Origin of the sequence: Bacillus pumilus (genome assembly GCF_009937765.1) — a bacterium.
In the GTDB taxonomy this organism is placed as follows: Bacteria; Bacillota; Bacilli; order Bacillales; family Bacillaceae; genus Bacillus; species Bacillus pumilus_O.
This window is the reverse complement of the sequence record NZ_CP047089.1, coordinates 2115557-2129873: the sequence shown is the minus strand read 5'-3', so window position 1 is coordinate 2129873 and position 14317 is coordinate 2115557. Positions and strand designations below refer to the sequence as shown.

At 41.4% G+C, this 14317-nt stretch carries 15 protein-coding genes; 4 read left to right on the top strand and 11 right to left on the bottom strand.

From position 1 onward, the window contains the following. The first annotated feature begins 27 nt into the window (after window positions 1–27). Window positions 28–390: a YhjD family protein gene (locus GPS65_RS10440; protein WP_041815357.1), complete on the top strand. Its 363-nt coding sequence runs from the start codon at window positions 28–30 to the stop codon at window positions 388–390. 68 nt (window positions 391–458) lie between these two features. Here the strand turns inward: GPS65_RS10440 and GPS65_RS10435 are convergent, their stop codons facing one another. The 7 genes from GPS65_RS10435 to GPS65_RS10405 form a co-directional block, all read right to left on the bottom strand. Next, a complete protein-coding gene (locus tag GPS65_RS10435; protein WP_012009489.1) occupies window positions 459–1427 on the bottom strand; it encodes an LCP family protein in 969 nt (322 codons plus the stop codon). Window positions 1428–1567: 140 nt separating this feature from the next. Beyond that, window positions 1568–2512, bottom strand: coding sequence for a siderophore ABC transporter substrate-binding protein (locus tag GPS65_RS10430; RefSeq protein ID WP_012009488.1), 945 nt, complete (start codon window positions 2510–2512; stop codon window positions 1568–1570). A 22-nt stretch (window positions 2513–2534) separates the two neighbouring features. Continuing rightward, window positions 2535–3293, bottom strand: coding sequence for an iron ABC transporter ATP-binding protein (locus GPS65_RS10425; protein WP_088002161.1), 759 nt, complete (start codon window positions 3291–3293; stop codon window positions 2535–2537). Then, entirely contained in the window at window positions 3284–4234 is a 951-nt protein-coding gene (locus tag GPS65_RS10420; RefSeq protein WP_119124658.1) for an iron chelate uptake ABC transporter family permease subunit, read from the bottom strand. The genes GPS65_RS10425 and GPS65_RS10420 overlap by 10 nt, the downstream gene beginning before the upstream one ends. Beyond that, window positions 4227–5177: an ABC transporter permease gene (locus GPS65_RS10415; RefSeq protein ID WP_119124657.1), complete on the bottom strand. Its 951-nt coding sequence runs from the start codon at window positions 5175–5177 to the stop codon at window positions 4227–4229. Before GPS65_RS10415 ends, GPS65_RS10420 begins: the two co-directional genes overlap by 8 nt. Before the next feature lie 166 nt (window positions 5178–5343). Continuing rightward, a complete protein-coding gene (locus tag GPS65_RS10410; RefSeq protein WP_119124656.1) occupies window positions 5344–5619 on the bottom strand; it encodes a barstar family protein in 276 nt (91 codons plus the stop codon). A gap of 65 nt (window positions 5620–5684) precedes the next feature. Continuing rightward, a complete protein-coding gene (locus GPS65_RS10405) occupies window positions 5685–6854 on the bottom strand; it encodes an MFS transporter (RefSeq protein WP_119124655.1) in 1170 nt (389 codons plus the stop codon). A gap of 144 nt (window positions 6855–6998) precedes the next feature. Between GPS65_RS10405 and pdxR the strand changes: the two genes are divergently transcribed. Further along, on the top strand, window positions 6999–8438 hold the full coding sequence (gene pdxR / locus GPS65_RS10400) for a MocR-like pyridoxine biosynthesis transcription factor PdxR (protein ID WP_012009482.1): 1440 nt from the start codon (window positions 6999–7001) through the stop codon (window positions 8436–8438). Between the two features lie 30 nt (window positions 8439–8468). On the opposite strand, the gene GPS65_RS10395 is transcribed toward pdxR, so the two are convergent. The 3 genes from GPS65_RS10395 to GPS65_RS10385 all read right to left on the bottom strand — a co-directional run bounded on the left by GPS65_RS10395 (window position 8469) and on the right by GPS65_RS10385 (window position 11108). Beyond that, on the bottom strand, window positions 8469–8951 hold the full coding sequence (locus tag GPS65_RS10395) for a hypothetical protein (RefSeq protein ID WP_012009481.1): 483 nt from the start codon (window positions 8949–8951) through the stop codon (window positions 8469–8471). A 312-nt stretch (window positions 8952–9263) separates the two neighbouring features. After that, window positions 9264–10370: a D-TA family PLP-dependent enzyme gene (locus tag GPS65_RS10390; RefSeq protein WP_012009480.1), complete on the bottom strand. Its 1107-nt coding sequence runs from the start codon at window positions 10368–10370 to the stop codon at window positions 9264–9266. Window positions 10371–10529: 159 nt separating this feature from the next. Further along, window positions 10530–11108: a competence protein ComK gene (locus GPS65_RS10385; RefSeq protein WP_012009479.1), complete on the bottom strand. Its 579-nt coding sequence runs from the start codon at window positions 11106–11108 to the stop codon at window positions 10530–10532. Window positions 11109–11396: 288 nt separating this feature from the next. On the opposite strand from GPS65_RS10385, the gene GPS65_RS10380 reads away from it, so the two are divergent. After that, window positions 11397–11627 (top strand): IDEAL domain-containing protein, encoded by a 231-nt coding sequence (locus GPS65_RS10380; RefSeq protein WP_003210924.1) that lies wholly within the window; start codon window positions 11397–11399, stop codon window positions 11625–11627. A 62-nt stretch (window positions 11628–11689) separates the two neighbouring features. Here the strand turns inward: GPS65_RS10380 and GPS65_RS10375 are convergent, their stop codons facing one another. Beyond that, a complete protein-coding gene (locus GPS65_RS10375) occupies window positions 11690–12550 on the bottom strand; it encodes an SDR family oxidoreductase (protein ID WP_012009478.1) in 861 nt (286 codons plus the stop codon). A gap of 145 nt (window positions 12551–12695) precedes the next feature. Between GPS65_RS10375 and GPS65_RS10370 the strand changes: the two genes are divergently transcribed. Continuing rightward, entirely contained in the window at window positions 12696–14228 is a 1533-nt protein-coding gene (locus GPS65_RS10370; RefSeq protein ID WP_119124654.1) for an FAD-dependent oxidoreductase, read from the top strand. Window positions 14229–14317 lie beyond the last annotated feature (89 nt).

Below are 14317 nucleotides of genomic sequence, written 5' to 3'. Positions count from 1 at the left end.
CTATCAAGAAAGAAAGCAGGCTTGGACATGACGAGACTATCAAGAATACAGCTTCAAATGATGGAACAGGCCATCTTTCTTCCAATGGTCGTCTCCATCCTCAATCGTGATTTGACTCACTTAAAACAACATCAAACATTTAAACTAAATGAACCATACATTCAGCTAGTGACCTCTGTCTTAAAGGAAGCACAAAAGGCACTTTATGAACTAAAGCAGCATTTACGTAAAGAAAAAATGAAGGTGCAGCAAATTGAACACGATGAAGGATTTACAACGTATCTATTTATCATGGATGGCTATGAAGAAAAACATAAATACTTTAATCCACGTATACGTCACCGGGTAGAGGAACTGCTGACTCGTTATTTTCTTCATCAAGCGAATTGAATTGGCTTCATTGTCGCGCTTCTCCATTCAAAACAAAAAGCCTGCCACAGCGGCAGGCTAATGCTTTTTTATGATAATTCAAGCTGTTCTCTCAGCTCTGTTCTCACTTCTTCTAATCCAGCGCCATCTAACTCAAAGTAATACACATTCCCAGGCTGATAATCATGGCCCTTTAGCTGAATGGTATCCACTGATTTCAATGAGCTCAATAACGGGAAAAGACCGATAAACTGCTTCATGGACAAATTGGTTGAAACATTATCACCAAGTGTATCAATGATGTTGTCATAGGATGGGATCGAAGAAATGGATTTAGATTTTTCAAAGATGGCTTGAAGTGCTTCCATTTGGCGCTTCCCGCGCATAAGGTCACTGTCTGCCTTTCTTGTTCTTACAAAGGCTAATGCTTCTTCACCATTTAACGTATGAGTTCCTGTTTGCACATGAACCTTCCCTTTTGAATCCTTTTCCATTTGTTTTGCGATACCTTCATCTTTTATCGTTACGTCAATTCCGTTTAGCTCATCTACAATGTCTTGAAACGCCTTAAAGTTCCCTGAAATCACATAGTCTACAGGGATATTCAACAAATTTTCGACCGTTTTGACTGACAAATCTGCACTCCCAAATGCATGGGCGTGGGCGATTTTATCATATCCTCTTCCCGGTATATCAACATAAGAATCACGAGGAATACTAAGGAGCTTTATCGTTTTCTCTGTTCGGTTCACCGCCGCCAGTAAGACCGCATCACTTCTTGCTTCGTCTACCGTTTCACCTGGACGACTGTCAATTCCGAGCAAGAGCACCGAGAAGCTGTCCTTTCCTGGATCAAAAGCTTTCACACGCTTTTGCGAGGTCTCTCCTCTTTCTAATGACACTTGCGCCTTATCCGACGCTTTTGAAATTTTATAGTAAGCATATCCTGTGACGGATACTGCCATCACCATGACAAAAGCCATGATAAACAGCACAGCTTTCACCCAAGGTCTCAGCCTTCTTTTGGATCTTGTTTTTGATCTCGTTTTTTCCTTCATCCTCTCCGAACCCTCACTCTATCTTAGTCTATCAATGTAGATTCCACTATAACATATTTTGATGAAAGTTTCCTGCATGCAACATATTTTTATGAATCCACAATAAAAAAAGCCGCTCAAGATGAGCAGCTTTTGGTCTATTATTTTTGGTCAATCCCTTGTTTTACTTCATCAATCATGGCAGTCAATGATTCAAGGCCGCCGCCAGATAAATACCACATGTCAGAGTTCAAATACACCACATGGTTGTTTTTGACCGCTTTGACTGATTTCACATAATCATTTTCAACAAGCTGTTTCGCAGAAGTTTCTTCTCCGATCGCTGCGCCTCGATCAACGACAAATAGATAATCTGGGTTCGTTTTGACCATGTATTCATACGAAATGCTTTGACCGTGTTTATCAGATGGCTCAAGCTTTTGATCTGCCGGTGTGATCCCAAACACATCGTGGATAAGACCGTATCTAGACTTAGGACCAAAGGCTGTCATTTTGCTGTCGTTCGCCATGATCACCAGCCCATTTTTCTTTATCTCTTTTGCTTGTTTCTTTAAAGCATCCACTTTTTGATCAATGGCTGCAAGCTCTTCTTTGACTTTGTCTTCTTTATCAAAAATTTTGCCTAGTGTCGTAGCATTCTTTTTAAATGATTCCATGTAGTTGGCATTGTCTACATCCATATAAATCGTCGGGGCAATTTCGGAAAATTCATCGAATGCATCTGCTTGACGATGCTGAATAATGATTAAATCAGGATCGATTTCTGCAATTTTTTCAAAGTTCGGCTCTTTTAATCCACCGACATTTTTATATTTGTCCCCTTCATATTTCGATAAATATTTAGGTACGACTTGTTTCGGTAGAGCTGTCACGTTCACACCTAGTTTGTCTAGCGTATCAAGACTTCCCATATCAAACACGACTACTTTTTTCGGGTTTTTCTTAATCTTCACACCATCTTTATTGAGCATGTCTTTTACCGTGACGGTTTCCTCTTTTGTTCCTTCTGTTTTTCCTTGGTTCCCGCAGGCAGCGAGTACGACGATTGCGGTTAACACAGTCATCATCCAAATCCATTTTTTCATATGTCATCACCTCTTCATTTTTTTAAGAAAAATATAAGCAAATGCGCTCACCGTGAATGATTTCAATCGGTATACGCATGTCATAAATTTGTTCAAGTGCTTCTGTTTGAATCACTTCATCCACTCCGCCTTCTGTGATGACCTTTCCATCTTTTAAAGCGACGATATGATCGGAATACACAGAGGCAAAGTTAATATCATGGAGCACTACAACAATGGTTTTCCCAAGCTCTTTGACGAGCTGCTGAAAGAGCTTCATCATCTCGACAGAATGGTTCATATCCAAATTGTTTAAAGGCTCATCTAAGAAAATATAATCTGTATCCTGCGCCAGCACCATTGCAATAAAGGCTCTTTGTCTTTGTCCGCCGCTCAGTTCATCAACATATTGATGCTGGATATTGGTTAGCTTCATGTACTGAAGGGACACATCGATCATTTTCTCATCCTCTTTTGTCAAATGGCCCTGTGAGTAAGGAAAACGGCCAAAGCTGACAAGCTCCCGAACGGTCAGACGCACACTCATATGATTGGCCTGCTTTAAAATGCTCATCTTTTTCGCTAGTTCCTGTGGTGGGTACGCGCTATATGGCTTATCTTCTAAATATGCTGCACCTGAGTCTGGCTGAATCAGGCGGCTCATGATGGATAAAAGTGTGCTTTTTCCCGCACCATTCGGACCAATGAGAGAGGTCAGCTGTCCTTTTTTCACACTGATTGTTGTGTCGTGAAGCACTGTTTTTCCGTTATACGCCTTACTGACGCCCTTCATCAAGACCATGAACGACTCTCCTTTAACAGTAAATAAATAAAATACAGTCCGCCGACTAAATCAATTAATACACTAAGCGGCGTTTGAAAAGTAAATACCTTTTCTACAAGAAACTCTCCGCCTACAAGGGCAATCACACTGATGAAAAAAGAGCCAAGTAGCAAGTATGTATGCCGGTATGTCCGAAAAAGCTCTCGTGCAACATTTACGACGAGTAAGCCGAGGAACGTAATCGGTCCGACAAGTGCTGTTGCGATAGACACAAGGACAGCAATCACGATCAGCATCTTTTTTGTGATGCTGTCATAGTCAATCCCTAGATTCACCGCATGCTCTTTCCCAAGTGACATGACATCTAATTTGGAGCGGAATGTCCAAATGTAAAGGCACAGCGCTGCAAATAAAATAGAAGCAATGAGTAAGATATCTGTGTTCATGTGATTAAAGCTCGCAAAGGATTTATCTTGTACGACCTGATATTCATTTGGATCAATTAGCATTTCCATAAAAGAAGAAAGGCTTTTGAACAATGTCCCAAACACAATTCCGACAAGCAGAAGCAAGAAAATGTGCTTATTTTTGCGTTTGAACATGACTGTATATAGCAGGACAGAAAATAGAATCATCAGCCCAACACAAAGGAAAAAATTCAGGTTTTTATTGACGATCATGAAATTGGTCGAACCAAATAGATAAATAATCGCTGTTTGCAAAAACAAGTAAAGTGCATCTAAACCTAGTATGCTCGGCGTTAAGATTCGATTGTTGGTCAAGGTTTGGAAGACAACAGATGAAAAGGCAATCGCGCCTCCTGTCAATGTCATCGCCAGCACTTTCTTTAATCGACTTGGTACTGTGTACGGCCAGTACCCCATTTGATAGGTAATGAAAATCACGATCAGCACTGCTGCAATGGCTGCAATCAGGTATAATGTCCGTTTCTTATGCATAGCGTTTCCTCCTTAATAACATGTACAGGAAGATCGCACTCCCGATGATGCCGACCATAAGCCCAACTGAAATTTCATATGGATAAATGATCACCCTTCCGAGCACATCACAAATCAGAACAAAAATGGCTCCTAGTAAGGCTGTATGCGGAAGGCTCTTTTTCAAGTGATCGCCGCGGTAGATCGATACAATATTCGGAATGATTAAGCCTAGGAATGGCAGCATTCCGACAGTTAATATGGTGACAGATGTAATCATCGAAACAATCACCAAACCAACCGCCATCACACGTTTATACGTTAAACCTAAGTTAACAGCAAAGCTCTCGCCCATACCTGCTACTGTAAAGCGGTCAGCATATAAATACGCAATGATCAATAGTGGAACACTCAGATAGAGCAGTTCATAACGTCCCTGAACAATAAGAGAAAAATCCCCTTGAAGCCATGCGGATACGTTTTGGATCAGATCATATTTATAGGCTATAAACGTAGATATTGAACTGACAATCCCGCCAAACATTAAGCCGACTAACGGTACATAGATCGTATCGTTCACCTTAATATGACGCAAAATTTTTAAGAATAGAAGGTTCCCAGCTAAAGTAAATAGAAACGCGATTCCCATTTTCATGAGCGGGCTCGCATTCGTAAAAACAAGCATTGCGACTAAAATACCAAGCTTCGCCCAATCCATCGTCCCTGCAGTGGTGGGGGAAACAAATTTATTCCTCGTCATGCTTTGCATGATAAAGCCGCATAAACTAAGGCTCATGCCAGCAAGCACAATACTCATGAGACGCGGGATGCGACTTGAAACTAACGTATGCACTTGTTCACCTGTTAAATGAAACAGCTGTAAAATGGACACATCCTGTACACCGACAAACAGTGATACACATGCCAAACATACAAATAATAAACTTAATTGATACAACTTCATCCTAGTTTCTCACTTTCTATCAAACTCTTTCCGCTATAAATGATTATCATTATCAATTAAACGACAGTTCATATATTATCACATTTAGTGAAATATTCAATACCAGAATGGGAAAGACAGAAATTCATAAAAAAAACAGCCTGCGGCAGCGGCTGCTTTTTCAACGTTATTGAATACTCACTTGGAATTGTCCCTTTAATTCCTCTTCTGCTTCTTTAAATAATTGCTTTACGCTTTCAGCATACTCTCCAAGAGCGTCCTTACTCGTGTCAAAATTCACCCATGTCAGCTCTACTGGCAGATTTACTTCTCCTGTCAAACAGTCCCATAGAGCATCAAGATTTTTCCCGTAATAGTCAGGAAGGTGTAAAACTGCTTTTAGTTGGTCATGAAGCTCTTCTTGCGATCTGCATAATGAGCCATCCAGCTGCACTTTTTTCATGTCATCTTCCCCTCTCCTGCCTTTATTTTAAACGAATGGAAGAAAAAAGAGAAAGCAAGACTTCTTCACTTTTGTTTCTGTCTGACACTTGACGTCAAAAGGATGAGACAAGCTGCCAAAACGACCAAGAAAAAGACGGTTAACACCATCTGGGTTCCGTACAGATCAGCGAAAAGCCCGACGAAAACACTTGGAAGTCCCAGACCTAAGTAGGCAAACAAATAAAAACCTGCGACAGCTCTAGCTGCCTCCTTTTTACCCCGCTCGACAATAAGCTGCAGACCACCTAAATAAGTGAATCCATAGCAGGCAGTACCCGCAATCATCGTTCCGGCAAGCACAAGAAAGATGGACCCGCTATTTGCTCCAAATAGCAAGAGGCCATATCCGCATGGAAGGCAGATAAACCCGGTAAGGAGGGCGGCTGTACTATTCATTTTGCGAACAAAAGGCTGCATCAGGACACCTGCCATATTAATCAAAAATAGTGCCGGCCCTACCCATAATTCATATCCATTCAATTTAAGCTGTGCTGGCAAAACTGAAATCACAAGACCGCACACCGACCACGCGACAGCAATCGCTGCATTCGCTGGCATGGTTCCTTTTGGAAATGTTGGCATATTCATCATCGGTTTACCTGTATCTCCTTGTACAGGCGGAACGAAAAAGAAGACACCCACGATCGTTAGGATTAAAAAGCCCAGCACAATCCAATAGCTAAGCGGCGCAAGCGACACATGCTCAAAAGAAAGAAGTGCTGTAAAAAGAGCACCGCCCCCAAAGCCAACCGAACTGCATAGCGCAATAAAAGTTGGAATCCAGCTTGATTTTTCTGGATATAAAGCAATCAAATAAGCGGTGCATGTGCCAACACTCAGGCCAAGCCCCACCCCTTGCAGCAGCCGCGCCAAAAAGAGCATCTGAATGGTAGGATGTACGATCATCAATAAGGTAGCACACAACGAAAAACCAAGTGCGACCAATAAAACCGGTTTGCGTCCAGCCCGGTCAGATATTCCGCCAAGAAAAAGCAAGACTGGAATCAGTCCGAAGACATATGCAGCAAATACAAGGGCTGTCGCCGCTTTTCCGTACCCTGCTTGTTCGGCATACAACGTATAAAGGGGCACCTGCAGATTCACTGCGGTTGTAATCATAAAAAGACCAAATAAAACGAATATAAATGGAATGATGGATAGGTGTTCGGTTTCTTCTTTAGATGCAGGAATCATTTCACTCTCTCCTCTAGTCATAAGCATATGAGAACAGTGTACACACCTTTTGGCTTACTTCCTACATCCAAAAATGATGCTATTGACCACTCCATATTTCCGTGTCATTATCATGTTATATGTGACAATGAGAGAAGGTGTCTGATGTATATTTATTTAGATCGCTCAAGTACGACCCCGCTTTGGCAGCAAATCGTGACTGGGATCATTCAACAAATTCATTCCAAAAAACTGAATCCTCATGATCAGTTAACACCGACACGCGTATTAGCACAGGAGCTCAATGTATCAAGATCCACAATACAGCTTGCTTATGATGAACTGCTTGCAAGAGGATATGTCAGCACATCTAGAAGAGGCGGTACGAGGGTCATTTCGAGTGACCACTATGCGGCCTCCGCTCCCCATCAAGGTGAGCCTCCTTTTCCTCTTCCGGTAAGACCACACTTTCAAGAGGCGGAGAAACAAATGGACCACTGGCTGTCGGCCAATCAATTTCATGAGAAGCTTGATATTGATTTTCGTCATCAGGAACCAGCCATCGACGAACATTTCCAAAACATATGGAAACGCTCGCTCATGAAAGCTTTACAGCAATTAGAGATGAAAGATTGGGGCTATTCCTCCCCGCATGGTTTATGGGAAGTACGTTCAGAAATACGCCAATACTTATCTGTAGAACGCGGCATCGATGTAGAAGAGGATCAAATCGTGTTAACAGGAGGTACGCAGCAAGCCATTGATTTGATTTCACAGGTATTGCTTAAAAAAGGCGATACAGTAGCTGTTGAAGATCCAGGCTTTCCTGGAGCAAGACTTTCATTTATGCATCGTGAAATGAACATTTATCCCGCGCCCGTCGATGAAGAAGGGATTATGGTGGATACATTACCACGAAGAACAAAGCTGATTGCGGTGACGCCCTCCCATCAGCGTCCAACCGGTGTATGTATGAGCGTGAGCAGAAGGCAGCAGCTGCTAAAATTTGCTGTCAGTCATCAGTCTTATATACTAGAGGATGATTTTGATGGAGATTATCGTTATCATGGCGGACCGCTTCCTTCCTTATTTTCAGAAGCAACAGGCCATGTGATTTATATCTTAAGCTTCTCCAAAGTGCTGGCACCAGGCATCCGCCTTGCCGCCATTATCGGCTCCAAAGCCGTCATAAAAGAAATCGCTTCCTTGCAATCACTCATTCAAAGACAGCTGCCCATTATGGAACAGATCACACTCGCCTCTTTTTTCAGAGAAGGAGAATTCACGCGATATGTCAGGCGAATGAGACAGCTATATAAAAAAAGACAGGCTACCATGATGGATGCCCTTTTAACACATCAATTTGACAAGCACTTTCATATTTATGGAACAGATACAGGTCTTCATGTCTTTTTAGAAGGTGCACCAGACTTTGACGAAAAAGGCAGTATTGAGGCAGCAAAAGCAGCAGGTATTGGCATTTATCCATTAAGTCCTTATTGTTTTGAGAGCAATCGAAAAGGATTACTACTAGGCTTCGCCTGTACGGATGAAGACATGATCCAAGAAGGTGTGCGCCGCTTAAAGCAAATACTTTATATGTAAAAAGCTTGGAAGTCCGCCTTCCAAGCTTTTTTACGTTGATTGCTGAATGCGGCCTACTTCTTCAATGAATGCAGCTGTCCTCTGCAATCCATCTTGCAGATGATGTGTAGCGGAAATAAACAGCTTTTCTTGATCTGGACGCTTTAATAGCTGCTCCACCTGACTAATTCCTTTTTCAAATGAATGAAGACCTGTCTTTAATTGTTTATCTGCCTTTTGATAAGCGGCTGGAACTTCTTGATGAGTAAGCCCCTTTTGAATCACACGATCAAAGGCTTTCGTCGCCTTTTGCAGTTTTTTATTTGCTTGGATCTTTCCCTGTCCATCTGAAATAAATTGGTCTGTCATGTTCTCATAAGCTTCATTTAACTCATCCATATAACGCTGAACCCATTGTTCATACTCAGCTTCTTTAGTGTCTTGTTTTGAAGGCGATTGACCTGCTTGCTGACAGGCTGCTAGTAAGGTCACTATCAAGGTGAATAGTAGCAGCAATTGCGATTGTTTTTTCATACAGAGCCTCCATTTCTTATTCCCATTCGTTCATATCGGTCAAAATAGGAGGATCCTTTACCACATACGAACACTTTGCAAGAAATGATTTCTTTTATTGTAACAGACGGCTCGTGTCACTTCTGTGATTTATGAGGAATTGCTTGAAAATACGTCTAAGGATCCACATTTCCCTGTCATTTGGAGGGCAAGTCTACCGATACACTCTTTAGACGACTGGATATATGGATTTGGTTTCAACAAATTCATGTCATGGTGAATGTTTTCGTATCATCATGATGATACCAAACAAAGTCGCCTTGTCCTGTTGGTTTATTGAAGTTTACCTTTACAAGCAATATCAAGCTCTTCAACTACTTCATCATCTTGGATGAGATAAGCTTTTTCATGAAGATTGACAGCGGGGCAAATATGATTTGGAATGATTTGAACCTTCTCACCGATCTGGACAGCCTGACGGAAACCTTCGTGATAAATGATGGCATGCTCATCAAATACACTGGAAACAAATACATCTTCATAGTCTTTTACCTTGCCTAGTCCTTTTGTTTGTGTCAGCCCTTTTGTACGGGTTTGAGCCGTGAGCCCTTTGGCTCCAACATCTGTAATGACACGAGTCTTTGTTGGCTTACTAATTACTGTCGTCAGCACTGTTGCTGCGCAATGTGAAAAAGTGCCGATCACATTGGACTGAGAGGCATCCATGAAGATGTAAGTGCCAGGGCGAATTTCGGTCACTCCCTTTGGAATATCAAATTGAAATAAAAACGGCGGTGTTGATCCTATGCTCACTACGTCTAGCATCATGCCTGCTTCTGTTGCAATCTGTGCAAATTGAAGCGTTCGATTCACAGCGTCTTCATATAATGTCTGACAATGCGCTTTACTTTCTGCCTTATATGTGTGACCATCATGAGAAAAAATCCCTTTTAAATGAACGAAATCACATGTCTTTATCGCCTGCAAAATTTGACGGAAATCACTCTCTTCAATGACACCAGACCTCTCTTCTCCAACCTCTATCTCAATTAAAACCTCTGCTTTTTTCTCTGCTCCACGAAAGACATCTTCAATTTGATGCACATGCTCTACACAATCTATTCCAAATGAAATGTGTATCGACTCTGCCAGCTTTCGAATTCGCTTCAGCTTTGTCTCACCTACAATTTGATTGGCAATAAAGATATCTGTCAGCCCATGAGCTGCCATTACTTCCGCTTCCCCTACTTTCGCTACGGTTAAGCCAGATGCGCCCATCTCTTCCTGCATTTTCGCAAGACCAGGTGTCTTATGTGTTTTCGTATGAGGACGCAGTTTGACTTGCTGACGGTCCGCATATTGCTGCATAGCAATTAGATTCTCCATCATCACCTGTTTATCAATTAATAGTGCCGGTGTATCTAGTTCATCATAAGTCATCATCAAATCCCCCTTCTCTGCCATTCATTATATAAAATTTTATACATTATATTTAAATTATATAATTTATTATACAATTATCAATCTTTTTTTCTTCGAGAAAGGAAGGCGATATGCGAAACATAAGGAGTCCAGCGGCAGTACAGCCGCTGGTTTTAATTAATATCTGTTCCGTAGCTCCCTTAATATAAAATCGTATACAAGGTTGAGCTGTTGTTCCTTTGGATACAGCATAAATTCTTGTTTTTTAGGAAGACCACCATCAAGACGATCTTGAAATTTTGTTCGGAGATACGCTGTTCTGTGCACCTGACTCTCAAATGATTTATATGAGACATCAAGTTTGACGGTTTGCTCATTTGTAAAGATGACCACCGTGTCTCCGAGGGATGATTCCTGGAAGGTATGAATGTATTTGTGGGAGATCCAGCCGCACTGAGGACGATTGGATGAATAAGTTGGGAAGAAATACAGATGATTGGATGAGTCAATCACAATGGGAGGCTTGTGAGAAATACCTGTTACTTCATATGTTCCCGCTTTTCTGCCTGCATAGCTTGAGCCGAAGAATCGGCAGCTGCGTTCAATAATTTGCAGAGGTTTTAATTCAACATAAAAGCTTGTCTCTCTTTCTATGACTTTTGAATATACTCTTTTTCCTTCTTCAACCGGAAGGACCGCCATTGTTGCTTGATTAATGACGTATGAATCTAAAGGTGTTTCACTAATTCCTGACACTTCATTTCCTCCTGTGTTAATTTTTGGTTATTTAGATACTATTAATCTATCACCAACATATAAGAAACGACAGGATTTTTTCAAAATTTATTAAAAATCATTTTTTTATCGTATTATTTAGTCCATTCGATCTATCGAAAAGACTTTTTTAAAGATATATCACATCGTGTCGATTGGACAAGAGGTGTCGATTTCGCTCAAAAATAAATTGTCTAAAAATTATAAATTCTTGTTGATTTTTTCTTCACCAATCCATATACTATAAAAAAGGCATCGGGGGGATTCTTTATGAAAGAGAAAAAAACGTATGCTGAGCTCATGAAGTCCCGCAACACCCAAAAAACCGAAGAAAACGGCGTGACGATTTTAGACATCTATATTCAAATGGTTTTAGATGAGGCGCTTTATAAACAGCGCTTAACCTTCCTTAGAGAAGAGATTGATAAGGCACTGGATCAGCGTGATGAAAAGCGATTCAACGACCTGTCAGCTCAATATGCAGAACACTGCTTACATTAATCATGATGATTTTACTTGCGGCAAAGAGACAGCAACTCGTCTCTTTACCGCAAGTTTTTTGTTTATCCATTTAAAATGGTTCCGCCATTTACATGAAGCATTTGTCCATTTATATAAGAGGAGTCTTCGCTCGCTAAAAATAAATAACTCGGCGCAAGCTCTACTGGCTCACCAGGACGCTCCATTGGAACATCTCCGCCAAATTCAGAGACTTCCTTTTCCGTAAAGGTCGACGGAATAAGCGGTGTCCAAATGGGGCCTGGTGCTACCCCATTTACTCTGATTCCCTGTTTAATGAGCGATAAAGATAATGATCTCGTAAATGTCACGACTGCCCCTTTTGTAGATGAATAGTCGATCAAGGTTTCATGCCCTTTATAGGCTGTGACAGATGCGGTATTAATGATACTACTTCCTTTCTTCAAATGAGGAAGTACCGCTTTTGTTAAATAAAACATGGCAAAAATATTCGTTTGAAATGTTCGAAGAAGCTGATGTGAGGTAATCTGTTCAATGCCTTTTTGCGGATGCTGTTCCCCGGCATTGTTCACCAAAATATCAATGGAACCGAAAGCATCTTTTGTTTTTTTGACAACCTCATTCGAAAATGCCTCATCTCCTAAATCACCTGATATTAAAATGACTTGACCTCCCGCCCTTTCAATATAGTCCTTCGTTTCCTCTGCATCACGGTGCTCACTCAAGTAAACAATGGCGACATTGGCGCCTTCCTTCGCAAATAAAACCGACACCGCTCTTCCAATCCCGCTGTCTCCACCTGTCACTATGGCTGTTTTTCCTGCTAACTTTTTATCCGGCATCTCTCGATCAAAAACAGGCCTTGGATTCATTTTATATTCAAGACCTGGACGCTCACTTTGATGCTGAGGCGGCAATGTTTTCTTCGGCTGCTTTGTTGACACGTCTGATCACTCCTTCCTTTTATCTTGTTTATTTTTATGTGTTGGCTATTTTTTTATGTATGTCGAACTAGTTTCCTTTCGAATGTATGATTTTCTTCATTGTGGAAAAATTATACACAACAAGTGACTAACTGGAGGCGACAATATGGAACAAGAACATAAAGGATTGGAACAGGCAAAATCGTTATGGATAGCGGATAGTCAAAAGCATTCTTTTCCTGCTGTTCATGAGGATCTCACAGCAGATGTCATCATTGTTGGCGGCGGTATTACCGGTATCGCTACCGCGTTTGAAATGACAGAACGCGGGCTGGATGTCATCATCATTGATGCTGATCAACTGCTACAAGGTACGACTGGACATACGACAGCTAAGATTACCTCACAGCACGATGTGTACTACCATGAGCTGATCCAGCAAATTGGTATGCCCAAAGCCCGGTTGTATGTAGAAGCGAATGAGAATGCAAAAGAGCTGATTCAAGCTCGCGTCAAAAAGTACGACATTGATTGTCAGCTAGAAGTCAAAGATGCATACCTCTATACAAAGGAAGAAAGTGGTGTCAAAAAATTAAAAAAGGAATTAGATGCCTACAAACAGCTTGGGATTGATCGGGAATGGAAAACAGCCCTTCCTTTTGCTGCTGACATCAAGGCTGCCCTAGCAATGACGCAGCAGGCACAGTTCCATCCCCTTCATTACCTCAATGCACTCATTGACCAGCTTGTAGAGCGAGGTGTACGTATTTATGAACAGACGACTGCTGTTGACGTGAAAGAAGGAAACCGCCCTGCTGTCATCACAAAAGACGGCCATCATCTGACAGGCCGCTATATCATCTCCTGTTCACACTTTCCTTTTTATGATGGAAAAGGACTTTATTTCACGCGTATTCACCCAGAGCAATCGTATGTAGTAGCAGCCAAAACAACAAAACCACTCCCAGACGGAATGTACTTAGGGATCGATCAGCCTGCTCAATCTTTAAGAACGGCAGAATGGCATGGTGAGGAAGTGGTGCTCATCGGAGGAGAAGGTCATAAAACTGGACAAGGTGGGGATGAATCTGCTCACTATGAAGGATTAGAACGTTTTGGAGAAGCTACCCTTGGAATTGAAGAGGTGCTGTATCGCTGGTCGACACACGATATGGTCACAATGGATCAAATCCCTTACATTGGCCGCCTAACCAAACACCATCAAAATATCTTTGTTGCGACCGGTTTTAGAAAATGGGGCATGACGACAAGCCATGTCGCAGCTACTCTTATCGGGGATTTGATTGAAGGAAAATCGAATCCATACGAATCCATTTTCACGCCATCAAGACCTGTTTCTGATTCTTTCGTCAAAGATTTCGTTAAAGAAAACAGCAATGTCGCTGCCAATCTCATCAGTGGTAAATTAAAACGAACCGATCAAACCATTGATGATTTAAAGCCAGGAGAAGGCGGCATTGTTTCTTATGAACATAAAAAATGTGGCGCCTTTAAATCAGAGGACGGGAACATCTTTCTTGTTGATACAACGTGTACTCACCTAGGCTGTGAAGTCGCATGGAATAATAGTGACCGCACTTGGGATTGTCCTTGTCACGGTTCACGGTTCTCGATTACTGGAGAAGTAGTAGAAGGTCCAGCAAAGAAACCACTAAAAAGGTCTTATAAAGAACAGTAAAATTTTACTGATTCCCTTTAAAAAATCCAATATTATCCGATAAATAATATAAAGTCTGATAATTTGTGATGATTATGGGGGGACAAAAA

What these genes read in the sequence shown, in the direction of transcription:
- GPS65_RS10435 (WP_012009489.1), bottom strand. Translation starts at nt 1,427, where the DNA reads ATGAAGGAAAAAACGAGATCAAAAACAAGATCCAAAAGAAGGCTGAGA.
- GPS65_RS10410 (WP_119124656.1), bottom strand. Translation starts at nt 5,619, where the DNA reads ATGAAAAAAGTGCAGCTGGATGGCTCATTATGCAGATCGCAAGAAGAG.
- GPS65_RS10390 (WP_012009480.1), bottom strand. Translation starts at nt 10,370, where the DNA reads ATGACTTATGATGAACTAGATACACCGGCACTATTAATTGATAAACAG.
- pdxR (WP_012009482.1), top strand. Translation starts at nt 6,999, where the DNA reads ATGTATATTTATTTAGATCGCTCAAGTACGACCCCGCTTTGGCAGCAA.
- GPS65_RS10425 (WP_088002161.1), bottom strand. Translation starts at nt 3,293, where the DNA reads ATGGTCTTGATGAAGGGCGTCAGTAAGGCGTATAACGGAAAAACAGTG.
- GPS65_RS10395 (WP_012009481.1), bottom strand. Translation starts at nt 8,951, where the DNA reads ATGAAAAAACAATCGCAATTGCTGCTACTATTCACCTTGATAGTGACC.
- GPS65_RS10380 (WP_003210924.1), top strand. Translation starts at nt 11,397, where the DNA reads ATGAAAGAGAAAAAAACGTATGCTGAGCTCATGAAGTCCCGCAACACC.
- GPS65_RS10405 (WP_119124655.1), bottom strand. Translation starts at nt 6,854, where the DNA reads ATGATTCCTGCATCTAAAGAAGAAACCGAACACCTATCCATCATTCCA.
- GPS65_RS10415 (WP_119124657.1), bottom strand. Translation starts at nt 5,177, where the DNA reads ATGAAGTTGTATCAATTAAGTTTATTATTTGTATGTTTGGCATGTGTA.
- GPS65_RS10420 (WP_119124658.1), bottom strand. Translation starts at nt 4,234, where the DNA reads ATGCATAAGAAACGGACATTATACCTGATTGCAGCCATTGCAGCAGTG.
- GPS65_RS10430 (WP_012009488.1), bottom strand. Translation starts at nt 2,512, where the DNA reads ATGAAAAAATGGATTTGGATGATGACTGTGTTAACCGCAATCGTCGTA.
- GPS65_RS10440 (WP_041815357.1), top strand. Translation starts at nt 28, where the DNA reads ATGACGAGACTATCAAGAATACAGCTTCAAATGATGGAACAGGCCATC.
- GPS65_RS10370 (WP_119124654.1), top strand. Translation starts at nt 12,696, where the DNA reads ATGGAACAAGAACATAAAGGATTGGAACAGGCAAAATCGTTATGGATA.